Source organism: Streptomyces sp. NPDC031340, assembly GCF_055569945.1.
The window spans coordinates 24,870-48,350 of the sequence record NZ_JBVIIE010000057.1 but is presented as its reverse complement, the minus strand read 5'-3'; the positions used below and the strand labels follow the sequence as shown (position 1 = coordinate 48,350).

General features: G+C 73.9%; 17 protein-coding genes. 8 read left to right on the top strand and 9 right to left on the bottom strand.

Annotation, left to right across the window (positions count from 1 at the left end; genetic code table 11):
- Window positions 1–27: 27 nt before the first annotated feature.
- From ACZ5GT_RS32965 to ACZ5GT_RS32950, 4 genes are all read right to left on the bottom strand, one after another.
- Window positions 28–1,155, bottom strand: coding sequence for an SIS domain-containing protein (locus tag ACZ5GT_RS32965; RefSeq protein WP_469033687.1), 1,128 nt, complete (start codon window positions 1,153–1,155; stop codon window positions 28–30).
- Window positions 1,156–1,182: 27 nt separating this feature from the next.
- Window positions 1,183–1,353 carry a Trm112 family protein gene (locus ACZ5GT_RS32960; RefSeq protein ID WP_469033685.1) on the bottom strand — a complete coding sequence of 57 codons (171 nt, stop codon included), beginning with the start codon at window positions 1,351–1,353 and terminating at the stop codon, window positions 1,183–1,185.
- A 548-nt stretch (window positions 1,354–1,901) separates the two neighbouring features.
- Window positions 1,902–3,266, bottom strand: a complete 1,365-nt coding sequence (locus ACZ5GT_RS32955; RefSeq protein WP_469033683.1) for a phosphomannomutase/phosphoglucomutase — start codon at window positions 3,264–3,266, stop codon at window positions 1,902–1,904.
- A gap of 212 nt (window positions 3,267–3,478) precedes the next feature.
- A complete protein-coding gene (locus ACZ5GT_RS32950) occupies window positions 3,479–3,901 on the bottom strand; it encodes a DUF3499 domain-containing protein (RefSeq protein WP_324783104.1) in 423 nt (140 codons plus the stop codon).
- A gap of 293 nt (window positions 3,902–4,194) precedes the next feature.
- Between ACZ5GT_RS32950 and ACZ5GT_RS32945 the strand changes: the two genes are divergently transcribed.
- Entirely contained in the window at window positions 4,195–4,644 is a 450-nt protein-coding gene (locus ACZ5GT_RS32945; protein WP_469033680.1) for a metallopeptidase family protein, read from the top strand.
- Between the two features lie 106 nt (window positions 4,645–4,750).
- Here ACZ5GT_RS32945 and ACZ5GT_RS32940 read toward each other — a convergent pair whose 3' ends face one another.
- The 3 genes from ACZ5GT_RS32940 to ACZ5GT_RS32930 form a co-directional block, all read right to left on the bottom strand.
- Entirely contained in the window at window positions 4,751–6,307 is a 1,557-nt protein-coding gene (locus tag ACZ5GT_RS32940) for a DUF5719 family protein (RefSeq protein WP_469033678.1), read from the bottom strand.
- A complete protein-coding gene (locus ACZ5GT_RS32935; RefSeq protein WP_469033676.1) occupies window positions 6,304–10,059 on the bottom strand; it encodes a glycosyltransferase family 2 protein in 3,756 nt (1,251 codons plus the stop codon). The genes ACZ5GT_RS32940 and ACZ5GT_RS32935 overlap by 4 nt, the downstream gene beginning before the upstream one ends.
- Window positions 10,060–10,230: 171 nt before the next feature.
- A complete protein-coding gene (locus tag ACZ5GT_RS32930) occupies window positions 10,231–10,494 on the bottom strand; it encodes a WhiB family transcriptional regulator (RefSeq protein WP_003975777.1) in 264 nt (87 codons plus the stop codon).
- A gap of 677 nt (window positions 10,495–11,171) precedes the next feature.
- On the opposite strand from ACZ5GT_RS32930, the gene ACZ5GT_RS32925 reads away from it, so the two are divergent.
- The 4 genes from ACZ5GT_RS32925 (at window position 11,172) to ACZ5GT_RS32910 (ending at window position 15,181) form a co-directional block, all read left to right on the top strand.
- Window positions 11,172–11,666, top strand: a complete 495-nt coding sequence (locus ACZ5GT_RS32925) for a cysteine dioxygenase (protein ID WP_469033674.1) — start codon at window positions 11,172–11,174, stop codon at window positions 11,664–11,666.
- 135 nt (window positions 11,667–11,801) lie between these two features.
- A complete protein-coding gene (cofD, locus tag ACZ5GT_RS32920) occupies window positions 11,802–12,761 on the top strand; it encodes a 2-phospho-L-lactate transferase (RefSeq protein ID WP_469033672.1) in 960 nt (319 codons plus the stop codon).
- Complete coding sequence (locus ACZ5GT_RS32915) at window positions 12,758–14,086, top strand: coenzyme F420-0:L-glutamate ligase (protein ID WP_469033668.1); 1,329 nt, start codon at window positions 12,758–12,760, stop codon at window positions 14,084–14,086. Before cofD ends, ACZ5GT_RS32915 begins: the two co-directional genes overlap by 4 nt.
- 84 nt (window positions 14,087–14,170) lie before the next feature.
- Window positions 14,171–15,181 (top strand): DNA-3-methyladenine glycosylase family protein, encoded by a 1,011-nt coding sequence (locus ACZ5GT_RS32910; RefSeq protein ID WP_469033665.1) that lies wholly within the window; start codon window positions 14,171–14,173, stop codon window positions 15,179–15,181.
- Between the two features lie 133 nt (window positions 15,182–15,314).
- On the opposite strand, the gene manB is transcribed toward ACZ5GT_RS32910, so the two are convergent.
- Together manB and ACZ5GT_RS32900 are read right to left on the bottom strand one after the other, a co-directional pair.
- Complete coding sequence (manB, locus tag ACZ5GT_RS32905; RefSeq protein ID WP_469033661.1) at window positions 15,315–16,397, bottom strand: mannose-1-phosphate guanylyltransferase; 1,083 nt, start codon at window positions 16,395–16,397, stop codon at window positions 15,315–15,317.
- A 201-nt stretch (window positions 16,398–16,598) separates the two neighbouring features.
- Window positions 16,599–18,083 carry a peptidoglycan recognition protein family protein gene (locus ACZ5GT_RS32900; protein ID WP_469033658.1) on the bottom strand — a complete coding sequence of 495 codons (1,485 nt, stop codon included), beginning with the start codon at window positions 18,081–18,083 and terminating at the stop codon, window positions 16,599–16,601.
- Window positions 18,084–18,212: 129 nt separating this feature from the next.
- Between ACZ5GT_RS32900 and ACZ5GT_RS32895 the strand changes: the two genes are divergently transcribed.
- The 3 genes from ACZ5GT_RS32895 (at window position 18,213) to ACZ5GT_RS32885 (ending at window position 23,335) form a co-directional block, all read left to right on the top strand.
- The gene (locus ACZ5GT_RS32895; RefSeq protein ID WP_469033656.1) at window positions 18,213–18,968 is read left to right on the top strand and encodes a TIGR03089 family protein; all 756 of its coding nucleotides are present in this window, start codon (window positions 18,213–18,215) and stop codon (window positions 18,966–18,968) included.
- An 840-nt stretch (window positions 18,969–19,808) separates the two neighbouring features.
- Entirely contained in the window at window positions 19,809–21,584 is a 1,776-nt protein-coding gene (locus tag ACZ5GT_RS32890; RefSeq protein WP_469033654.1) for an LCP family protein, read from the top strand.
- 77 nt (window positions 21,585–21,661) lie between these two features.
- The gene (locus ACZ5GT_RS32885; protein WP_469033651.1) at window positions 21,662–23,335 is read left to right on the top strand and encodes an LCP family protein; all 1,674 of its coding nucleotides are present in this window, start codon (window positions 21,662–21,664) and stop codon (window positions 23,333–23,335) included.
- Window positions 23,336–23,481 lie beyond the last annotated feature (146 nt).

The following is a 23,481-nucleotide window of genomic DNA, read 5'->3' as shown; positions in this document are numbered from 1 at the left end:
GCGCCGGCCGGAAGGCGCGGGTCCAGGTCAGGCCCTGGTGGCGAGCGCCAGGTAAACGGCGGCGAAATCCGTGATGGCGATCAGTTCGGACAGGGTCTCCAGTTCGGCCCCGGGTTCCGGCTCCAGTTCGCTGATCGGCGTGTCGTGGCTGAGGGCCAGGTCGCGGGCGCCCGGGGCGGCGGTGAGGCCGCCGATCGGGCGGTCGCGCAGCAGCACCACGCGTGCGTGGAGCGCGGGCGGTTCCTCCACGCGGTCGCGGAAGAAGTCGTCGGGGTCGGCGCTGGCCGCGAGCGGACCGGCGAGCAGGGCGCTGTGCGCGGCGAGCGCCTCGGGCAGTTCGGCGACGACCGCGGGGATGCCGGACAACTCAGCCAGGGCGGCGGCGAACCGGCGGCCGGCGGGTCCGGCCGAGACTCCCTCGGTCCACACCAGCGGCAGCGCGTCGGCGAGTTCGGCGGCGAGCGTCTTGGCGGGGTTGCTGTAGGTCGCGATGGCCGGGCCGCAGCGTTCGGCGACCTGGTCGAGGCGGTCGGCGACCTTCTCCAGGGCGTCCGGCGGGGCGAGCAGCAGGCCGATGCGGTCCAGGAGCGCCAGCAGCGGGGTGAGCAGTGCCCACAGCACGCCGGGGGCGGACGCGGCGAGGGGTTCGTCCTGCTCGTACGGGGCCACGGCCAGCGGTACGAACAGGCCGTGGGCGCCCGCGACCGCCTCCGCGAGCGGGGTGCCGGCGGGGGCGACCGCCGCGACCGTGCAGCCACGGCGGTAGGCCGACTCGGCGAGCAGGGCGAGACCCGGTTCGGTGCCGTCCGGGGTGGCGATCAGGAGCAGGTCGACGGAGCCGACCCAGCCGGGCAGTTCCCAGCGCAGGGCGCCCGCGGCGGGGGCGACGCCGGTGGGCGTCAGGCGGGTGACGGGGCTGCCGGGGCCGACAAGGGTGCCGAGGAGGTCGGCGACGGTGGTGGCGGCGGCGCCGGGGCCCGCGATGATCACGGCGCGGGGGCGGCCGTCCGGTTTGAGCTCGTTGACGCCGGCCTCGGCGGCGTGCCGGGCGGCGGTGCGGACGCGGGCGCCGGCTTCGGCGGCGCCGCGGAGCAGACCGCGGTGATCGGCCTCCGAGAGTCCCTCGGGGGCGTCGAGCAGCGATTCGTCGAGCATGGCGGCAGCCTCCGATCGCCGGGGGGTTTACGCGGGACGGCGCGCTTCGTCGACGAGCAGGACGGGGATGCCGTCGCGGACGGGGTACGCCAGACCGCAGTCCTGGCCGGTGCAGATCAGCTCGTTGTCCTGCTCCTTGAGGGGAGCGTGGCAGGCCGGGCAGGCGAGGATCTCCAGGAGGCCGGCTTCGAGCGGCATGGGGTGTCCCTTCGGGGCCGGGGCGCGTGCGGTTGCCCGCCGCGTGCGTGTGCCGTACGGATGTGCCTGGTCAGGGTACCGCCGGTGGACGGACGGTGGCGGCGTCGGGCGGCGTTGGGCGGTGTATCGGTTTCCGGAAGGCTCCCGCACCGCCGCCTACGCGGACTCCGGGGGCGCGCAGAGCAGACAGAGCGCAGGCCGGGCGGGGGCGGGCGGGCCCAGCAGCCGACCAGCCCGACAGGCCGGACAGGGCGCGCAGACAGACCGGAATGCACAGGCCGGACCGGCGGGCAGGCCGGACGGCCGGACAGACCAGGCAGGCCCGACGGACCGGGCAGGTCCAGCACGCCAGGCGGAGCCGACGGGCGGGCACGCCGGACCGGCCGGACGGGCGGCGCACGCCAGACCGGCGGGCAGGGTCAGGCGGAGCCGGCGGGCCGGACCGGCAAACCGGCCTGGACAGGCCGCACAGGCCGGGCACGCCAGACCGGCCGGACGGGCCGCGCACGCCAGACCGGCGCAGGCCAGGCAGGCCGGTGGGGTCGGTGTCAGGCGCGGATGATGGCCAGTACCTCGTCCCGGAGCTTCGCCATCGTCTCCTCGTCGCGCGCCTCCGCGTTCAGGCGCAGCAGCGGCTCGGTGTTGGACGGGCGGACGTTGAACCACCAGTCGGCCGAGGAGACGGTCAGGCCGTCGAGGTCGTCCAGTTCGACGTCGTCGGCGCCTTCGTACGCAGCGCGCACCGCGGCCAGGCGGGCGGCCTGGTCGTCGACCGTCGAGTTGATCTCGCCGGAGTCGGCGTAGCGGTCGTACTGGGCGACGAGGTCGGAGAGGGGACCTTCCTGGCCGCCGAGGGCCGCGAGGACGTGCAGGGCGGCCAGCATGCCCGTGTCGGCGTTCCAGAAGTCCTTGAAGTAGTAGTGCGCGGAGTGCTCGCCGCCGAAGATCGCGCCCGTCCTCGCCATCTCGGCCTTGATGAAGGAGTGGCCGACGCGGGTGCGGATCGGGGTGCCGCCGTTCTCCCGCACCACCTCCGGGACCGACCAGGAGGTGATCAGGTTGTGGATGATCGCGCCGTTGCCGCCGTTCCTGGCGAGTTCCCGGGCGGCCACCAGGGCGGTGATCGCGGACGGCGACACCGGATCGCCGTTCTGGTCGACGACGAAGCAGCGGTCGGCGTCGCCGTCGAAGGCGAGCCCGAGGTCGGCGGCCTCCTCGCGCACCCGCTTCCGCAGGTCCACCAGGTTGGCCGGATCGAGGGGATTGGCCTCGTGGTTGGGGAAGGTGCCGTCCAGTTCGAAGTACATCGGGACGACCGTGAGCGGCAGCCCCGCGAGGACCGTGGGCACGGTGTGCCCGCCCATGCCGTTGCCGGCGTCGACGACGACCTTCAGCGGGCGGATGGAGGTCAGGTCGACGAGGGAGCGCAGGTGGGCCGCGTAGTTCCGCAGCGTGTCGCGCCGGGTGACCGTTCCCGGCGTGGGAACCGGCTCGGGTGCGCCCGACCGCGTCCATTCCTCGACCAGCTCGCGGATCTGCGTCAGGCCGGTGTCCTGGCCGACGGGCGCGGCGCCCGCGCGGCACATCTTGATGCCGTTGTAGCGGGCCGGGTTGTGCGAGGCCGTGAACATCGCGCCCGGCAGGCCCAGCGCGCCCGACGCGTAGTACAGCTGGTCCGTGGAGCAGAGGCCGATCTCGGTCACGTCGGCGCCGCGCGCGGCCGCCCCGCGTGCGAAGGCGCCCGACAGGCCGGGCGAGGAGGGGCGCATGTCGTGTCCGGTGACGATCGCCTCGGCCCCGGTCACCTGGACGAAGGCCGCGCCGAGGAGTTCGGCGAGCGACTCGTCCCACTGGTCCGGGACCACTCCGCGTACGTCGTACGCCTTCACGATCTGCGTCAGATCAGCAGTCACGGCCGGCCCTCCAGGAAGTGATGTCGGTCGCCCCAAAACTACCCGGAGCGGGCGACGGTCTTTCGCGCGGTGGCGCACGGGACCCACAGTCGTAACGTCAGGTCAGCGCGGCTCGGCCGCGGGACGGTTGGGCACGCGGCGCGTGTCGCGCGGGGCACGTCACCCGGCGGAACCCAGCGGAACGTTTCGCGAGACGTCGTGGCGGGGGCCGATCAGTTGTCCGGCGAGCGCAGCACCCGCAGATGGCCGCGCCGGGCGACCTCCATCGGGTCCGCCCCGCGTGCCCCGCCGCCGGCTCCGGCCGCCCGCTCCTGCGGGCGGGCCGCCTCGCGCACCGCGTTGGCGAGCGCCTCCAGGTCGTCGCCGCTCGGGCGGGCCGGCGCGGAACCGTCGAGGAGCCGCACGACCTCCCAGCCGCGCGGCGCGGTGAGGCGCTCGGAGTGCTCGGCGCACAGGTCGTAGCAGTGGGGTTCGGCGTAGGTGGCGAGCGGGCCGAGGACCGCGGTCGAGTCGGCGTAGACGTACGTCAGCGTCGCGACGGCGGGACGGCCGCAAGCGGTGCGCGAACAGCGACGTACAGGGCTCACGACGTTGGACGGTACCGCACTCTTGAGCGGGCCGCGACGACTCTCCATCAGGTCACTCCCCCGTGTCGTGCTGTGAAACGCCCCACACTGTCGCTCGAGCCGCCCCACTGACCTGCGTGGACGGCCGTCCGCGCGGTGCGCGGAGGGGTCGCGCCCGGTCGCCACTCGGGACAAACCCTGTCATTTGCCTTGAGGGCGACGGTCTCGGAGAGATACCGGAGAGATACGGAATCGAGCCCAACCTTGGCTGGAATGGTCATCCTGCGACATGCCGTGCGAGGCGGCCGGACGCCGCGTGGAGCCGGGCGCGGAATCCCGGCGGGGACTACCCTTCACCAGTGATGGACAACCCCGTAACGCCCCGTGCCGCCGGCCCCGGGCCCCGCCGTCGTGACCGCCACGGCCGGGGCATGCGCGGCCCGATCGCGCCGCCCCAGGTGCCGCTCGCCGCGAGCCGCGCCGACGCGTTCGCGGACCTGGTGCAGGACTCCGTGGAGCGTCTGGAACGGCGGTGGCCGCAGCTGGCCGACATCGACTTCCTGGTTCTCGAGGTGCCCCGCCTGGACGGGCCGGGGCAGCCCTACAGCGACGAGGCGGTCCCGCTCGGCGGCACGGTCCCCTCCCGGCAGGGGCGGCCGGCGCGGGTGATCGTCTACCGGCGGCCGGTCGAGATCCGCACGAAGGGCCGGGACGAGCGGGCCGCGCTGGTGCACGAGGTCGTGGTCGAGCAGGTCGCCGACCTGCTCGGCCTGACGCCGGAGACGGTGGATCCGCGCTACGGCGAGGACTGAGGACCGAGAACCCGCGCTGCGGCAAGGACTGAGAACCGGGCTACGGCGGGGGCTGCTCTCCTCCCGCTCGCCGCCCCCGGTTCCCGTTCCGCCCGCCGCCTCGCACCTACCGCTGGAGCACCGACAGGTCCTCCTCGGCCTCCGGCACCGCGACGGTGCCCCGGTCGTCGGGCAGGGTCTGCACGGTGAAGCCGGGCACCCCCTCCTCCGTCGCCGCCAGCGTGCGCGCCGCGTACACCGGGCCGCCGGACAGCGGCTCCACCGTCAGCGCGTACGTGCCCTTCAGGCCGTCGGGGACCGGGGCGTCGACGTCCTGCGTCGTGCCGGCCTTGATCGTGAACGTCCGTGACACCGCCGTGCCGCCCTCGCTGCCCGCCGACGCGGTGACCTTCACGCGCGCGGTGCGGTTCGGCGCCGTGAGGGAGAGGGTCGAGCCCTTGCCGCTGTTGTCGGCGGCCGTCGAGCGCCCGCCGACCTCGCCGGTGGCCGGGATGAACGCCGTCTCCTGCTTGGTGCCCTTGCCGCGCACCACCCGCAGCGCCGCGACGACCGGCGCCGACTGCCCGGTGGGCGTCAGCACCAGCGACCCGGCCTCGCCGCGGGTGACGTCGCCGAGGTCGACGGCGGTCGTCATGCCCGCCTTCACGTGCAGTGTCTCGTTCCCCGCGGGCGTGATCAGCCCGGACGGGGAGGCGAGCCGTACCTTCAGGTCGGCGTCCGCGTCACCCGGTGCGAAGGCGATCAGGCGCACGGCCGTGGCGTCCTTCGGGATACCGGGCAGGACGAGGCTGCCCGCCGGGTCCGTGGCGGCGGCCAGCCAGTCGCCGCCGAGCGTGTCGTCCAGGGCCTGCACGGCGGCGCCGACGCGTCCGCTGCGCACGTTGACGTGCAGGGTGAGGTTGGTCTGCTTCTCGTCGGTGAGCGTGGACAGCAGGATCGGCTCGCTGGAGTGCGGCTGGACCGTGAGGCCCTCGCCCACCGTCGACTTCAGGGCGCCGTCCTTGCCGTAGAGCTCGAGGTCGACGACGGCGGCGGAGTCGTCGGGGTTGGTCAGGTGCACGTAGTCGGTGCGGGCGGCGTCCGTGCTCGTGCCCGGGAACCAGAACTCCGTGTCCGGCGCGGTGCAGTTGAGGCCCTGCAGGCCGCGGCCGGCGCCCGCGGCGACCTCCGTGGTCTCCTGCACGGTCCAGCCGGGCGCGAACTTGCCCTCGGCGGTGCCCAGCAGGGCCGGTGCGTCGCCGCCCGAGGTCTCCCCGGTGGCCGGCGTGCCCGGCTTCTCGGGGGCGAGGACCGGCTTGTCGGCCTTCTTCTTGCCGCTGCCCGAGCCCTTTTCGCTGCCGGATCCCTTCCCGCTGCCGGTCTTGCCGCCCGTGTCGCCCGTCCCGTCGGCCGACTGTTCGGTGGCGGACTCCAGTTCGGCCTTCCCGGTGCTGCCGGTGCCCTTGGTGACGGGCGTGAACGACGTGTACGCCGTGTCGGCGAGGTCGGAGGAGCTGGGCGCCGGGCACACCAGGCTGGTGCGCTCCACGGGCAGCTCGGCGGCCGCCTTGGCGGTGTCAGCGCCCGTCGTGCCGGAGGCGCCGGGCGCGGTGAGCGAGGCGAATCCGGTGACGGCGGCCAGCGCGGCCGCGCCGGCGATCAGGGACAGGGTGGTGCGGTTCACTGCTGACTCCCGTCGGGGCGCTCAGGGGCGTGCGGGTGCTGCTGCGCCGGGTCGTAGGCGGGGTCGTAGCCCTGCTGGTAGGACGGGTCGTACGCCGGGTCGTACGCCGGCTGCCCCGCGTACTGGTCCGGTGCCGCGTCGCCGTACCCGTACTGGTCGTACTGGCCGTACTGGTCGTACTGACCGCCTTGGCCACCCTGGCCGCCTTGGCCACCCTGGCCGCCCTGGTACGGGTCCGCCGGGTACGTCTGGTCGGCCGGGTAGGTCTGGTCGTACGTGCCGGCCGGGTACTGCTGGGCGCCCTGGTACTGCTCGCCGTACTCGCCGTATCCGGCGCCCGCGTAGGCGGCCTCGTCCCAGTCTCCGTAGGACTGCTGCTGCGGGACCGGCGCCGGAGTCTCCTCCGCCGTCGGGACCGCCGGCTCCCGTTCGCCGCCCGTCTCATCGGCCTCGGCATCGACCTCGGCCTCGGCTTCGGCCTGGGCGCGCAGGCGGCGGGCGCGGCGGCCCTCGCCCTCGACGGCCTGGGCGGGGACGGCGACCTCCTCCTCGGGGAGGTCGTCGTCGACGTCGCGGCGCCGGCCGGGCAGGGCGAGGACGACGAGGACGACGGCGAGCGAGCCCTGCGCCCACAGCCAGGCGGTGTGACCGACCGGGTCGTCGAAGGTGACGTCCAGCTTGCCGCCGGAGGCGGGGAGTTCGAAGCCCTGGGCCCAGCCGTCGACCGTGGTGCGGGTGAGCGGCTTGCCGTCCAGGGTGGCCGTCCAGCCCTCGGCGGCGGTGTCGGCGAGGCGCAGGACGCGCCCGTCGGAACCGGCCGGGACGGTGGTGTGGATCTCGACGGGCCCGGCGGCGACGGGCTGCGGGGTGCCGGAGCCGGACGCGCCGACGATCGTGGCGCGCGCGACCTCCTGGTCGACCCGCCACAGGGCGCCGCCGTCCTGCTGGCTCAGGCGCGAGAGGCCGGGCGTGGCGTCCAGGATCCGGGTGACCTCGCGGGGCGCGCCCTTGTGGACCAGGACGTAGCGGACGGCGAACTTGCCGAGCTGGTCGGCCTGGTCGGCGCCGGAGCCGGCGACGAGGTTGGCGACGACCTTGTCGAGCCTGCCGTTGCCGCCGCCGGCCGCGGCGAGTTCGGCATCGCCGAGACGGGCGCCGGAGCCGCGGACGAGGGTGTAGGCGACGTGGGCCGCGGAGTCGCTGTCCAGCACGAGCGTGCGGGGCTGGTCGCGGGTGCCGCCCTCCTCGGCGACGAACGCGGGCACCTGCACCGGGTCGCGTCGTTCGAGGGGGTCGCCGGCGCCGCGGATCATCCAGCCGGCGGCGGCCACCAGCGGGCCCACGGCGCAGGCGAGCGCGATCAGCGCGGCCACCGGCTGGCGCCAGCCGAAGCTCTGCTCGGCCACCCGGGCGCGTGCCCCGTCGGCGCCCAGCAGGGCGGCGGACAGCACGGCCAGGCCGTAGACCAGGGTGGCGGGGCCGGCCCAGGCCGAGCCGTTGGACAGCGCGGCGAAGACGAGGCCCACCAGGGCGACCGCCCAGGCCGTCCAGATGCCGAACTGCCGCTCGGAGCGCAGCAGTGCGGCCAGCGCCGCCGCCACGATCCCGATGAGCGTGAGCCCGCCGACCGTGCCCGGACCGCCGGGGCTCGTGCCGAGCAGGTCGAGCGCGGAGGCCGCCGAGGCGCCGTACGCGAGGCCGGCCTCCTGGAAGAAGCCGAACGGCAGCAGGGACAGCGACCAGGGCGCGAGGACCAGCAGCGGGGTGCCGAGCTGGGCCAGGAAGCGCAGGGCGTAGGGGGTGATGTCGGCGCGGCGCACGGCCAGCACGGCGATGCCGAGGACCAGCGCGACGGGCCACACGATCGGCGTGAACGCGGTGGTGATCGTCAGCAGCAGCGCGTACGCCCAGGTGGCGCGCCAACTGCCGCGCGCGCCGGAGGCGTTGGCCAGGCCGGCGGCTGCGACGCCCGCCCGGGCGAGCAGCGGCAGCAGCACGGCCAGCACGGCGGTGCCGATGCGGCCGCCCGCGAGCGCGCCGGTGGCGGCGGGCAGGAAGGCGTAGAAGACGGCCGCCCAGGCGCGCAGCAGGCGCGACTCGACGAGCGGGCGGGAGGCGAAGTACGCGGTGCAGCCGGCCAGCGGCACCGAGCCGACGAGCAGGACGGTGACCGCGAGCCCGGTCGAGCCGAACAGCGCGGAGGCGAGCAGCGCGACGATCGCGAGGTAGGGCGGCGCGGACGCGGTGCCGCCGGCGCCCACCGGGTGCCAGGCGTCGAGGTAGCGCGACCACAGTTCGCCTGCGTCGGCCGGGGCGGGCAGCAGGGCGCCGCCGGCGAGCGCGCCGCCGCCGAGGAGCGCGCGGCAGGCGGCCAGGGAGACGAGCAGCAGCACCAGGAAGAGCATCGGGCCGGGCTTGCGGGCGATGCGCTTGAGCCGGGCGAACTGCTCGATCTCCAGGAACTCGGCGTCGTCGCCGCCGGGACCGGACTCGATGCCGCCGCCGTGGCGTCCCGCGCCGGAGGTGACCTCGGGGTCGGAGCGGCCGACGAGGTCGCCCGCGACCTGTTCGACGGTGGCGCGCACCGTGGCGCCGGGCGGCGGGAACAGCGCCCGCAGTTCGCCCTTGTCGATCTGCGGGGCACCGCGTCTGCGCCGTCCGGCGATGATCCGCTCGGGCCGCAGCAGGGTGCCCAGCAGGCCGCGGATCTCGTCGAGGGCCTGTCCGGGGACCTTGCCGACGAGGTAGGCGACGGTGCGCACGAGGGTGCCGAGCACCAGGCGCAGCAGCACCCACGGCAGCGCGGCGGTGCGGGCGTTGACGAGGAGGGTGTAGACGGCGCCCGCCTTGTCGACCTTGTGCGGGGAGGCGGCGGTGCGGCCCACGCAGTCGACGGTGCGGCGCTCGCGGGAGGCGGCCTCGGCGTGCCGTACGACGGCGTCGGGGGCGACCAGGACGCGGTGGCCGGCGGCGGTGGCGCGCCAGCACAGGTCGACGTCGTCACGCATCAGGGGCAGCCGCTTGTCGAAGCCGCCGAGCCGTTCGAAGACGTCGCGGCGCACCAGCATGCCGGCGGTGGACACCGACAGCACGGACCGCACGTGGTCGTGCTGGCCCTGGTCCTGTTCGCGGCGGTCCAGGCCGGTCCAGCGGCGACCGGAGTTGGCGATGGTGACGCCGACCTCCAGCAGTTGCCGCTTGTCGTACCAGCCGCGCAGTTTGGGGCCGACGACGGCCACGTCGTCGCGGCCGAGCTCCAGTTCGTTGTCCACGACGCGCAGCAGCTGGGCCAGGGCGTCGGGTTCGGGGGCGCAATCGTCGTGCAGCAGCCACAGCCACTGGACCGGTTCGCCGTAGGGCAGTTCCGGCATGTCGTAGGCGTCGTCGCGCCAGGTGCGGGTGACGGGGTCCCAGCCGCTCGGCCGTTTCAGGTACGGCAGCTCGTCGGGGGTGAGGACGGGCGCGGTGCGGCTCGCCTCCTCGACGGCCTGGCCGAAGCCGGTGCGCCGGGCGAGATGGAGCACGCGGTCGTCGCCGAGGGCGTCGGTGAGGAGCTGGGCCGAGTCGTCGGCGCTGCCGGTGTCGGCCGCCATGACGCACTGGACGGGGCGCTCCTGGCCGAGCAGCCCGGCGAGTGCGTCGGGGAGCCAGCGGGCGCCGTCGTGGGAGACGAGCACCGCGGTCACCACATGACGCGGGAACTCAGGTGTGGCAGCGTGGTCGTGAGCTGCCGTGTGGCTGTGCACGGACATCGAGGTACGGGCCCCGGTTCGATGGACTGCGGTGGACGCCTGCGGCCGGTGGGGGCGGTGAGGCGTCTCGGACGAGCGACCACACTATCGGCTGTGCATGGAAGCAGCCCGCCGCCTGTGGACAACCGGCGACGGGCCGTTCGGTTCGGGTGCGGGTGCGAGCCGTCCGGATCAGACGGCGGCCTTCTTCAGCCTGCGGCGCTCCCGCTCCGACAGGCCGCCCCAGATGCCGAACCGCTCGTCGTTGGCGAGGGCGTACTCGAGGCACTCGGAGCGGACCTCGCAGGCGAGGCAGACCTTCTTGGCCTCGCGGGTGGAGCCGCCCTTCTCGGGGAAGAACGACTCGGGGTCGGTCTGGGCGCACAGCGCGCGCTCCTGCCAGCCGAGTTCCTCGTCCGCGTCGTCGACCAGCAGTTGCTGCACCAGCTCGGTCATGTGCGCCCCTCTGTCTTTTTCGCGTCCCCGTGATGTAGCCGTAACCGATTTCGGCTGAACGACACGAGTGAAATTACAAGTGTGCTGCTCCGGGCGAGTCAAGCCGAGATCTGCTATTGGGCCCCTTATTCACTCTGCGGAACCAAGGCCATGCGGAAAGTGTTCAAATAGGCATAAACCTTGACATGCAGGCGAGGCCCCACGGGCCCCCGACCCCACACACGGGCCTGTACGAGGAAGGACGCCCAGAGCTTCGATCTCGTTCCACGCGCGCCGCGAAGCAAACCGGATCACGTTCGGATCACAGGATCACAACGAGGCCCGGGCACCCGGCGGTGCCCATGTGCCCGGGCGGCTTCCGGACAAACCTTTCGCCTCGCGCATGAACCGGATGAGGTGAAACAGGTCCCACAAACCGGGCTTCGGGTTGACAGCGAAGGTGTGAACCGATGTGCTTGTGGGCATGCTCGCGAATCCGGCACTCACCTCGACCCGCACCGCCGGGTCCCACGGTGCTGCCCGCTCTCGCTGTAGCTGTCGCTGTTCCGGCTGTTGAGCCCACTCGCTCCGGCTGTCGGCCGTGTCGTCCGCGATCCGGCTCTCGTTCCTTCCGGCCCCCTGGCCCTCTGTCTTTCCGGCCCTCTGGCCTTCTTCCACTGAGGAACCACCGCACTCCTATGAACAGCGACAGCGACCTCCAGATCGCCGGCGACATCCTCGAAGTCCCCCACCTGCTCCAGCCCCCGCGCGAGCACCCGGCCACCGTCGCCGAGTTCGCCGGCCTGGCCCGCTCCATCGCCGCCGACCGCTCCCAGTGGGAGCACCTCGTCCAGTACGACGCCACCACGCGCTGGTACCACCGGCTGCGCACCGGACCGGGCTACGAGGTGTGGCTGCTGTCCTGGGTGCCGGGGCAGGGCAGCGGGCCGCACGACCACGGCCGCTCCTCCGGCGTGCTGACGCTGCTGGAGGGCACGCTGACCGAACGGACCGAGCGCGGCACGCGCGCGCTGCGGGCCGGCGCCCAGCGCGTGTTCGCCCCGGGCTACGTGCACGAGGTCGTCAACGACGCGCTGGAGCCCGCGGTCAGCCTGCACGTGTACTACCCCGGCCTGACCGAGATGCCCATGCACACCTCCGCCGCCTGCGAGGCGCGTCCGGTGACCGCCTGACCCGTCGTCGCACCCGCCCCCGGGACCGGCCTTCCCAACCGCCCGGGCCCAGCCGCCCGGGTCCGGCCACCAGGTCCGGCCACCAGGTCCGGCCACCCGGCAACGAGCCGGCCCGGCGGCTGAGACACTGTTTTCATGCGCATTGTGGTTCTGGCAGGCGGCATCGGCGGTGCCCGGTTCCTGCGCGGCCTGAAGAAGGCCGCACCGGACGCGGACATCACCGTCATCGGCAACACCGGGGACGACATCCACCTCTTCGGGCTGAAGGTCTGCCCGGACCTCGACACGGTGATGTACACGCTCGGCGGCGGCATCAACGAGGAGCAGGGCTGGGGGCGGGCCGACGAGACCTTCCACCTCAAGGAGGACCTCGCGGCGTACGGCGTGGGGCCGGAGTGGTTCGGGCTCGGCGACCGGGACTTCGCCACGCACATCGTGCGGACGCAGATGCTCGGCGCCGGATATCCGCTGAGCGCGGTGACCGAGGCGCTGTGCGACCGGTGGCAGCCGGGCGTGCGGCTGATCCCGATGACCGACGACCGCGTCGAGACGCACGTCGCCGTGGAGCTCGACGGCGAACGCAAGGCGATCCACTTCCAGGAGTACTGGGTGCGGCTGCGGGCCTCGGTCCCGGCGGAGGCGGTCGTGCCGGTCGGCGCCGAGCAGGCCAAGCCCGCGCCGGGCGTCCTGGAGGCGATCGCGGAGGCGGACGTCGTACTGTTCCCGCCGTCGAACCCGGTCGTCTCGATCGGCACGATCCTCGCCGTGCCCGGCATCCGCGAGGCGATCGCCGACGCGGGGGTGCCCGTGGTCGGCCTCTCCCCCATCGTCGGGGACGCGCCCGTGCGCGGCATGGCCGACAAGGTCCTCGCCGCGGTGGGCGTGGAGTCCACGGCCGCCGCGGTGGCCGAGCACTACGGCTCCGGGATGCTGGACGGCTGGCTCGTCGACACCGTGGACGCCGGCGCGGTGGAGCGGGTGGCGGCGGCCGGCATCCGGTGCCGGGCGGTGCCGCTGATGATGACCGACCTCGACGCGAGCGCGCGGATGGCCCGCGAGGCGCTCGCCCTGGCGGAGGAGGTGCGGGGGGCGTGAGCGAGACACCCGCCGACGGTTACCGGGTCTGGGCGGTACCCGGACTGCCCGAGGTCGCCCCCGGCGACGACCTCGCCAAGCTGATCGCCGCCGCCGAGCCCGGCCTGGCCGACGGCGACATACTGCTCGTCACCTCGAAGATCGTGTCCAAGGCGGAGGGCCGCGTCGTCCAAGCAGCCGACCGGGAGGCCGCCATCGACGCCGAGACGGTCCGGGTGGTGGCGCGGCGCGGGCCGCTGCGCATCGTGGAGAACCGGCAGGGCCTGGTCATGGCCGCCGCCGGTGTCGACGCCTCCAACACCCCCGCCGGGACGGTGCTGTTGCTGCCCGAGGACCCGGACGCCTCCGCGCGGGCGATCCGCGCGGGGCTGCGCGCCGCCCTCGGCGTCGACGTCGGCGTCCTGATCACCGACACCTTCGGGCGGCCCTGGCGTTCGGGACTGACGGACGTCGCCATCGGCGCGGCCGGCGTGCGCGTGCTGGACGACCTGCGCGGCGGCACGGACGCGCACGGCAATCCGCTGAGCGCCACCGTTGTCGCCACGGCCGACGAACTGGCCGCCGCCGGCGACCTGGTCAAGGGCAAGGACGCCGGGCGGCCCGTGGCCGTCGTGCGCGGGCTGGCACACGTGATCACCGGGGCCACCGAGGCCGGCGGGGAGCACGGGGAGGGGGCGCGGGCCATGGTGCGCGGCGCTCGCGACGACATGTTCCGGCTGGGCACCTCCGAGGCGGTACGGCTGGCGGTCACCCAGCGTCGTACCGTGCGGGCCTTCACCGACGAGCCGGTCGACCCCGGCGCCGTGCGGCGGGCGGTGGCCGCGGCGGTGACCGCGCCGGCGCCGCACCACACCACGCCGTGGCGGTTCGTGCTGCTGGAGTCCGAGGAGTCGCGGACCCGGCTGCTGGACGCGATGCGCGACGCCTGGATCGCCGACCTGCGGCGCGACGGCAAGACCGAGGAGTCCATCGCCAAGCGGGTCCGCCGCGGGGACGTGCTGCGCAACGCGCCGTACCTGGTGGTGCCGTGCCTGGTGGCGGACGGGGCGCACAGCTACGGCGACGCGCGGCGGGACGGCGCCGAGCGGGAGATGTTCGTCGTCGCGGCCGGCGCGGGCGTGCAGAACCTGCTGGTCGCGCTGGCCGGGGAGCGGCTGGGGTCGGCGTGGGTGTCGTCGACGATGTTCTGCCGGGACGTCGTGCGCGAGGTGCTGGACCTGCCCGGTGACTGGGACCCGATGGGGGCGGTGGCCGTCGGGCATCCGGCCGAGGAGCCGCGGCCCCGGCCGGAGCGGGACGCGGAGGCGTTCATCCAGGTGCGGTGAGGGGTGCGGTGAGGGCCGCCCGGGTGCGTCTACCCTCGTAGGGCCCCTCCGACAGGGCACCTCCGACATTCCGGGACTTCATTCGTGGCAGGACGCTTCGCCGGCCGGCCCACGCGTACCACGGTGCGCGGCGGGCATGCCGCCGTGCCCGCGCCCGCCGTACCGCCGCGCCCCGCCGCCGCGGCGGGGCGGGTGCGGACGGTGGTGCCGGACGGGCCGCTGGACCTCGGGCTGGTGCTGGGGCCGCTGCGGCGTGGGCCGGCCGATCCGACGTTCCGGGCGATGCCCGACGGGTCGGTGTGGCGGGCCAGTCTGACCCCGGCCGGGCCCGGGACGCTGCGGGTGACCGCGCACGTCGGCGAGGTGCGCGGGGAGGCGTGGGGGCCGGGGGCCGAGTGGCTGCTGGAGCGGTTGCCGCAGCTGCTCGGGGCAGCGGACGACCCGGACGCCTTCGCGCCCCGGCACCGCGTGGTGGCCCTGGCGCGGCACCGGCGGCCGGGGCTGCGGCTGACCCGGACCGGGCTGGTGCTGGAGTCGCTGATCCCGTCGGTCCTGGAGCAGAAGGTCACCACCGACGAGGCGTACCGGGCCTGGCGGCTGCTGGTGCGCAAGTACGGCGAACCGGCGCCGGGGCCCGCGGCGGGCGGCCGGCTGTGGGTGATGCCCGCGCCGCGGACGTGGGCGCTGATCCCGTCCTGGGAGTGGCACCGCGCCGGGGTCGACAACAAGCGGGCGTCGACGATCCTGCGGGCCGTGCGGGTCGCCGCGCGGCTGGAGGAGGCGGCCGGGATGGCGCCGGAGGCCGCGCGGGCCCGGCTGGAGGTCGTGCCGGGGATCGGGCAGTGGACGTCGGCGGAGACCGTGCAGCGCAGCCACGGGGCGCCGGACGCGGTGACCGTGGGGGACCTGCACCTGCCGGGGATCGTGGGGTGGGCGCTGGCCGGGAACCGGGACGCGGACGACGCCGTGATGCTGGAGCTCCTCGAGCCGTACGCGGGGCAGCGGCACCGGGCGGCCCGGCTGATCCTGCTGAGCGGGCGGACGCCGCCGCGGCGGGCGCCGCGGATGCCGCGCGGGGACATCGGGAGGCTGTGACGCGGGCCGGCGTCCGTGTCACAGCCTGCGTGGGGGCTGCACCCCCGGACCCCCGCATCGGCCTGAACGGTCTCGGCCCCGTCCCCGATCGCCGGACGGGCTGCTTCACCCGCCGGCGCCGAGGCTGCCGCGCCTACTGGTCCGAGGAGAAGCGCAGCGCCCCCGCCGGGATCCGCGCGTCGCACCACACCCGCACGCCGTCACGCAGTTCGTTGTCGGCGCCGACGACCGCGCCGTCGCCGATGACCGTGCCGGTGAGCACGGAGCGCTCGCCGACGCGGGCGCGGGTGCCGATGAGGGAGTCGGTGACGACGGCTCCGGGCTCGATCACGGCGCCGGGCAGGATCGTCGAGCCGAAGACGCGGGCGCCCTCCGCGACGAACGCGCCCTCGCCCACCACCGTGCCGCCCGTCAGCTTCGCGTCGGGGGCGACCCTGGCCGTCGGCAGGATCAGGCGGTCGCCGCAGCGGCCGGGGACCGCGGGCGACGGGGCGCGGCCGAGGACCAGGTCCGCCGAGCCGCGCACGAAGGCGGCCGGGGTGCCCAGGTCCAGCCAGTACGTGGAGTCGACCATGCCCTGCAGGTGGGCCCCGGCCGACAGCAGGTCGGGGAACGTCTCGCGCTCCACCGAGACCGGGCGGCCGGACGGGATGGTGTCGATGACCGAGCGGCGGAAGACGTACGCCCCCGCGTTGATCTGGTCGGTGACGATCTCCTCGGGGGTCTGCGGCTTCTCCAGGAACGCCAGGACGCGGCCGGTGTCGTCGGTGGGGACCAGGCCGTAGGCGCGCGGGTCGGTGACCTTCGTCAGGTGCAGGGAGACGTCCGCGCCGGTCGTCTCGTGGGTGGCGACCAGCCTGCGGATGTCGAGGCCGGTGAGGATGTCGCCGTTGAAGACCAGGACCGGGTCGTCGGGGCCGGAGTGGAGGCGGGAGGCGACGTTGCGGATGGCTCCGCCGGTGCCGAGGGGCTCCTCCTCGGTCACGTACTCGAGGTGGAGGCCGAGGGACGAGCCGTCGCCGAAGTACGGCTCGAAGACCTCGGCCAGGTAGGAGGTGGCCAGGACGATGTGCTCGACGCCGGCGGCTCTCGCTCTCGCCAGCTGGTGTGTGAGGAAGGGGACCCCGGCCGCCCGGACCATGGGCTTCGGCGTGTGCACCGTCAGCGGCCGAAGCCGCGTGCCCTTGCCGCCGACCAGGAGGATCGCTTCTGTCACCTGTCGTCTCAGCTTCCTGCCGGGACCGGCCGAACTGTCCTTCGGCCGGCCAGTGTGTGCAGACCGTCGTGCGACGCCTTCGACGGTCGTACGGCCTGCCGCGGTTCCGGCGCACCGCCCGGACCCGGTCGACCAGGGCCTGTTGCGAAAGTCCCGTCGTCCACCCGAAGGGCGGGGCAGGCAGGACTTTCGCAACAGGCCCTAGCGCCCCTGGTAGCGCGCCGCGGTCGAGCGGGCCGTGCCGAGCTTGCGGTACAGCTGCCGGCCCGGACACTCCGTCAGGAAACCGTCACGGTGGCCGGAGATCACATTCAGTCGTACGTTCCTTCCCTTTCGGTAGAGATTGCCACCGGCGGACTTCAGATATGTCTTGCCGCGCGGATTGCCGCCCCACAGGCCGAGCTTCCACGCCGTCAGCCGGGCGATGGCCCGCAGCGCGGCCGCGGGCGGCTTGTGCGAGCCGAAGGTGCCGAGGACGGCGATCCCCATGCTGTCGCTGTTGAAGCCGAGGGTGTGGGCGCCCATGACCGGCTTCGCGACGCCCCCGGCACGGCCCTCGTAGATGTTTCCGCACTTGTCGACGAGGAAGTTGTAGCCGATGTCGCGCCAGCCCATGCTGCGGACGTGGTAGCGGTAGATGCCGCGGATGACGGAGGCCGCCTGGGAGCATTGGTACCCGTTGCCGGTGGCCGTGTGGTGCACGAAGGCCGCCTTCACCTTGTCCGTGAAGACGAACCCGCCTTGGCGCAGCCCCTCGTCCGCGCCCCAGCCGCGCCGGGTGACGATCCTCGGACGCGGCCCGATGTACGGCTTCGCCCGCTGACTCGACGTCAGCGCGCCCGCCCGGAGCGCCGACAGCTCCCGTACGGTGGCGGCCCTGTCCAGCGCGGGGATCACGGTGGCGCCGAGCGGGGCGAGTCCGGCGTTGGCGGCGGAGGCGGCGACGGCCGGTCCGGTGAGCGGGCGGACAGCGGCCGGGGCGCCGCGGGGCACGGTCGGGGCGGCGCCGCGCGCGGGGGACGCGTCGCCCGGGTCGACGAGTTCCAGGCGCAGGCCCGAGGGCAGCGGGGAGGCGCCCGGCTCGGCGTGGGAGCCGCGGACGCTCTCCCCGGCATGCGGCGCGCCCTCCGCCCTGACGCGCACCTCCACGCCGTCCGAGTCGCCCACCCACAGCGGCGCGGTGGAGCCGCGGACGTGGCCGGAGGCGCGGTCGGCGGCGCCGGGGTCGGCCGCGTCGTCGTTGTGCGTCTGCAGGGCCTGCCAGCCGGACCAGGCGCCGGTGCGGGCGGCGCGGGTGCGGACCTGGACCCGGCCGTGCAGGTCGGTGTCCGGGTCGTCCCAGACGACGCCGACCAGGGAGAAGTGCCGTACTTCACGGCGGCGGAGCCCCTGTTCGGTGGCGGGGGTGGAGGTGGCCGAGCCGCGGCTGCGGGCCAGGGGGGCCAGCCGCAGGGACTCGGTGCTGCCGGGGAGGGCGGAGGTCTCGGAGGCGCCGGACCGGGCGGAGGCCGGGGAGGCGCCGGACCCGGCGGACGTCGCGGAGGCGCCGGACCGGGCGGTGGCCGGGACGGACGCCGCGCCGCCCGGCGCCGGGCCGGCCGGCGCCGCAGCCGCGGGCGGGGTGAGCGGAAGGGCGAGGGCGGCCGCACAGGTGACGCCGATGGAGGAAACAAGGAATCCACGCATGTTCCGGATATTGAACATACCCACCCATACCTGTCCATCCGGGACTTGACGGGCCGTCGGCTGCCGTTCCTCCGAACCGGTGGCCCCGCCGCCCGGTGCCGGGCCCGGCGCCCGCGTACGCTTGCCCGGGTGAACGCCAGCGACCGCACCCCCGCCGACCTGCTGTCTTCCGCGCTCGCCGCGGACCCCGGACGCCCCCTGGTGACGTTCTACGACGACGCCACGGGGGAACGGGTCGAACTGTCCGTGGCCACCTTCGCCAATTGGGTGGCCAAGACCGCCAACCTCCTCCAGGGCGACCTCGCCGCCGCGCCCGGCGACCGGGTCGCGCTGCTGCTGCCCGCGCACTGGCAGGCGGCGGTGTGGCTGCTGGCGTGCGCCTCGGTGGGCGTGGTCGCGGACGTGGCCGGGGACCCGGCGGCGGCCGATGTCGTGGTGAGCGGGCCGGACATGCTGGAGCGGGCGCGGGCGTGCGGCGGGGAGCGCATCGCGCTGGCGCTGCGGCCGCTGGGCGGGCGGTTCCCGCAGCCGCCGGCCGGCTTCGCCGACTACGCCGTCGAGGCGCCGGGGCAGGGCGACCGGTTCATGCCGTTCGCCCCGGTCGCTCCCGAGGAGCCCGCGCTGATCGTGGCCGGGCGGGAGTTCAGCGCGGCCGAGGTGGTCGAGCGGGCGGCGGCCGAGGCGCCGGGGCTGGGGCTGACCGGGCCGGGCTCGCGACTGCTGTCGGGGCTGCCGTACGACACCTGGGAGGGGCTGAACGCGGGGCTGTACGCGCCGCTCGCCACCGGGGGGTCGGTGGTGCTGTGCCGGAACCTGGACCGGCTGGGGGAAGAGGCGCTGGCGAAGCGGGTGGAGAGCGAGCGGGTGACGGTCGTACGCCGCTGACCGGGGCCGCCGGCCGGCGCGGTCACCCGTCCGGGGCAGCACCGGCCGCGTCGGCGCACGCCCGGGGGCATGGTCGCGGGACCAGCACGCCCGCACGCCCGCACGCCTGCACGCCTGCAGGGGGCCGGACCCGCGGCGAGGCCGCCGGAGCGGCGCTGCCCGGGGCGGATGCCCCTCGACGCCGAGCGGGCGGGCGCTCGGCCACGCCGTCGTTCACCGCCGGCCGGGCCCGGCGAGCCCGCGCGGCCGGTACGCCCCCGCGCGGGGCCTGCACGACATCTCCCCACGACAGATGCGGTCCCCGACCGCGCCGCGGAGGTCGTACGCCCACGGCGCGGGCGCGGCCGGCCGGTGGAACCCCGGGGCGGAAGAACCGTTCGAACGACCGGGCAACGACGCGCTGATGACGACCGGCCAGGAAAATTCGCAGCATTAGGCCACGAAAATACCTAATTCGGCCACCCGTTCCTCCGTGCACCCGTAGGTCGATTCGGGTGCGGACGCGCATACCCCTCTCGAACGATTACCCCGAGGACGGCAGTTCTCCCCCACCCGCGTTCCGCGGAACACCGCCGCCGGGCACGCCCGCGAGTAAAGCGGACCCCAAGGCAGCGAACAGCCGTGTCAAGAAAGTCCACGGAAATGGGCGGATTGCCCAGTTGTAGGGACGTGGAATTTGTCACCGTCGTCGCTCCATGACGAACTGGGCGGATAGTGTGAGCGATCCGGTGCATCATCCGGCCGCGAGGACATCCCCGGGGCCTGGCACTGCGTGACCGAGACCCGAGCGCCTTTGAGGGGGAAGGCGCCGCGTGGCCCTGACGGAGGATTTGGACAACCGTGGACGCGCAAAGCCGTGGGCGGGCGGACAACATTGACCCCGCAGACCAGTGGGTGCTCAATCCGGACACCGGCGAATACGAATTGCGACTGACCCCTTCCGGAGCGCAATCGGTTCCCGGCCCCCGCAGATCGGCTCCGGCCGACGCGGGCGGTCGTGGCACGCGCGCCCGAGGCGCCGAAGGTCGCGGAGCCGACGGACGCGGAGCCGAGGGCCGTACGGTCGCTCCCGAGCGCGCGCCCGGACGGGACGTCCCCGCTCCGCGCAGGCGGCGGGGCGAGCCGGAGGAGCCGCTGCCGGGCCGGCGCGGCCGCCGGCCGGCGAAGAAGAAGAACAAGGCGAAGCGCGTGGTGCTGTGGACCGGCGGCACCATGGCCTTCGTGCTGCTCGCCGCGGCGGGCAGCGCCTACCTGTACATCAAACACCTCAACGACAACATCACGTCCGTCTCCGACGACGGCGCGAGCACCGGTGGCTTCAGCAAGGGCAAGGCGATCAACATCCTGCTGATCGGCACCGACAAGCGCACCGGCAAGGGCAACGACAAGTACGGCGACAAGGACAGCGTCGGCCACGCCGACACCACGATCCTGCTGCACCTCTCCAAGGACCGCTCGAACGCGACGGCGCTGAGCATCCCCCGCGACCTGATCACCGACATCCCGGACTGCCCGACCAAGCTGGCCGACGGCACCGAGAAGGTCATCGCGGGCACGACCGGCGTCCGCTTCAACACCAGCCTCGGCCAGGACGACCGCACGCCGAGCTGCGTCGCCCGGACCGTCACCGAGCTGACCGGCATCAAGCCGGACAACTTCATGGTCGCCGACTTCAACGCGATCAAGACGCTGACCACCGCGGTGGGCGGGGTGGACGTCTGCATCGGCAAGGACATCAACGACCCGGACTCGCACCTGAACCTGAAGGAGGGCACGCGGCACATCGAGGGCGAGACCGCGCTCGCCTTCGTGCGCACCCGGCACGCGGTCGGCACCGGCGGCGACCTGAGCCGGATCACGCTGCAGCAGCAGTTCCTCAGCGCGCTGATGCGCAAGCTGAAGTCGAACGACACGCTCACCAGCCCGACGAAGATGATGAAGGTCGCCGAGGCGGGCACCAAGGCGCTGACCGTCGACTCCAACCTCGACAGCATCGGCAAGCTGAAGGACCTCGGCCTGGAACTGGGCAAGCTCAATCCGAAGAACCTGACGTTCACCACCGTGCCGGTGGACGACAACCCGGCCGAGACGGTGAAGGTGACCGTCGTGCCGAGGCCGGGCGCGGCGCAGCAGGTGTTCGACGCGATCAAGAACGACGTCTCCTTCACCGCGGTCAAGGCCAAGAAGAAGAAGGAGGCCGCCGCCGTCGCCGCCCGCCTCAAGGGCACCAAGTCCGCCGCCTCCGAGGTGCGGGTGCGGATCCTCAACGGCGGTGCCGTGGCCGGCAGCGCGCAGGCCGAGCTCAGCTACCTGCAGAACGACGCGGGCGTGCTGAAGTCCGAGAACGCGGGCAACGCGGACGGCGAGCAGGCGAAGACCACCCTCGAGTACGCCCCCGACCAGGCGGACCAGGCCCGGCGGCTGGCCGCGATCCTCGGCCTGTCCGGCGCGCAGATGAAGCCGGGCAAGAGCGTGACCAACGACCAGGGGCTGCCGGCGATGACGCTGACCCTGGGCAAGGACTTCCCGGGAGCGGGGCAGTCGTACTCCGCGGCGGCCAAGGCGCCGAAGGTCGACAACAAGCTGACGGCCGACAAGGTCGAGTGCGCCAAGTGACCTGACGGGCCTGTCGTGCGTCTAACAGGACGTACGACAGGCCCGTTCGGCGGGGTGCGGCTGGGGAAGGCGGGGGAATGACGCAGAGCGGTGTGCGTGGGGAGGGGACGCGAGGGGGCGTTCCGCGGGCTTCGGACGGCCGGGGGGACACCTACGAGGGGAACACGCGGGAGGCGGACGGCTCCGGCAGACCGGGCATGTCCGGTACCGGGGCCGCGGGGCACGGTGGACGCCGCCGGGGCGCGCCGAAGCGGGCGCGGCGGGCGCTGAGATGGTCGGCGACCACTCTGGCGGTGCTGATACTCGGCACGGCCGGCGCCGGATACCTGTACTACCAGCACCTCAACGACAACCTCCACAAGGGCCAGCGCAGCAGCGGCGACTCCAGGGCGCACAAGCCCGGGGCCAACGCGGCCGGGCAGACGCCGCTCAACATCCTGCTGATCGGCTCGGACAGCCGTAACTCCGACGAGAACGTGAAACTGGGCGGCGCCAAGTACGACCGCGGCAGCCCGCCGCTGGGCGACGTGCAGATGCTCATCCACCTGTCCGCGGACCGCAAGAGCGCCGCGATGGTGAGCATCCCGCGTGACACCCGGGTCGACATCCCCAGGTGCACCGATCCCGACAGCGGCAAGGTGTACCCGGCGGTCACCGACATCATCAACACCTCGCTGGCCCGCGGTGGCGCCGGCTGCACGCTGGCCACCTGGGAGAACCTCACCGGGGTCTACATCGACCACTGGATGACGATCGACTTCGCGGGCGTGGTGCGGATGGCCGACGCCGTCGGCGGCGTCGACGTGTGTGTGAAGCAGAACGTGTGGGACCACCCGACGGCCGCGGTGCCCGGCGGCTCCGGCCTGAAGCTGACGCATGGCACCCACGAGGTCAAGGGCAAGCAGGCCCTGCAGTGGCTGCGCACCCGGCACGCCTGGGGCAGCGATCTGATGCGGGCCCGCGCCCAGCACATGTACCTCAACTCGATGATCCGCAAGCTCAAGGAGCAGAACGTCTTCACCGACACCGGCCGGCTGACCGACCTCGCCGAGGCGGCCACGAAGTCGCTGTCGGTCTCCGAGGAGATCGGCACCGTCAAGAAGCTCTACGACCTGGGCACGCAGCTGAAGTCGGTGCCCACGGACCGCATCACCTCGGTGACGATGCCGAACGTCCCGGACCCGCGCAACGCCGACCACGTCGTGCCGGACGGCGCGAGCGCCGAACAGCTGTGGCAGATGCTGCGCGACGACGTGCCCCTCGACGACAAGGGCAAGAAGTCGGACTCGAAGAAGAAGACCTCGAAGGACAAGGCCACCAAGGCCCCTTCGGTGCCCGACGGCGAGATCGGCGTCACGGTGCAGAACGCCACCGCGACCGCCACGCTCGGCCCGGTCTCCGGGCGCGCGGGCGCGATCGCCCAGGAGTTGGTGGGGAAGGGCTTCACGCAGGCCTCGAAGGACGCCACGGCGGGCCTGTCCGAGGACCGTACGGTGGTCCGCTACCCGAGCGCCGACCTGGAGGGCGACGCCCAGCGGGTCGCCACGTCGCTGGGGATCCCGCTGAGTTCGGTGAAGCGGTCGACCGACGTCTCCCGGGTCACGGTCGTCGTCGGCGCCGACTGGCGTGCGGGCACCGCGTACCCGAAGCAGTCCACGCCCCGGGCGGGCGACCTGCCCAGCGGCACCGACGCCATCAACGGCTCGGACAAGAGCCCGTGCATGGACGTGTACGCACCCTACCGCTGGTAACGACGCAACCTCCGGCAGCAGCGCAACCTCACGGGCCCGTCGTGTGTCTCCAGGACGTACGGCGGACCTGTGCCGTGGCGTTCTGGGGTGCCCAACCGGGCTGAAAGCAGGGTAGATCGGTGCAGAAGACGCGTGCGACGACGCGT

Coding starts and splice junctions, on each gene's coding strand:
- ACZ5GT_RS32965 (WP_469033687.1), bottom strand. CDS start 1,155: ATGCTCGACGAATCGCTGCTCGACGCCCCCGAGGGACTCTCGGAGGCC.
- ACZ5GT_RS32960 (WP_469033685.1), bottom strand. CDS start 1,353: ATGCCGCTCGAAGCCGGCCTCCTGGAGATCCTCGCCTGCCCGGCCTGC.
- ACZ5GT_RS32950 (WP_324783104.1), bottom strand. CDS start 3,901: ATGGAGAGTCGTCGCGGCCCGCTCAAGAGTGCGGTACCGTCCAACGTC.
- ACZ5GT_RS32945 (WP_469033680.1), top strand. CDS start 4,195: ATGGACAACCCCGTAACGCCCCGTGCCGCCGGCCCCGGGCCCCGCCGT.
- ACZ5GT_RS32935 (WP_469033676.1), bottom strand. CDS start 10,059: ATGTCCGTGCACAGCCACACGGCAGCTCACGACCACGCTGCCACACCT.
- ACZ5GT_RS32930 (WP_003975777.1), bottom strand. CDS start 10,494: ATGACCGAGCTGGTGCAGCAACTGCTGGTCGACGACGCGGACGAGGAA.
- ACZ5GT_RS32925 (WP_469033674.1), top strand. CDS start 11,172: ATGAACAGCGACAGCGACCTCCAGATCGCCGGCGACATCCTCGAAGTC.
- cofD (WP_469033672.1), top strand. CDS start 11,802: ATGCGCATTGTGGTTCTGGCAGGCGGCATCGGCGGTGCCCGGTTCCTG.
- ACZ5GT_RS32900 (WP_469033658.1), bottom strand. CDS start 18,083: ATGCGTGGATTCCTTGTTTCCTCCATCGGCGTCACCTGTGCGGCCGCC.
- ACZ5GT_RS32885 (WP_469033651.1), top strand. CDS start 21,662: ATGACGCAGAGCGGTGTGCGTGGGGAGGGGACGCGAGGGGGCGTTCCG.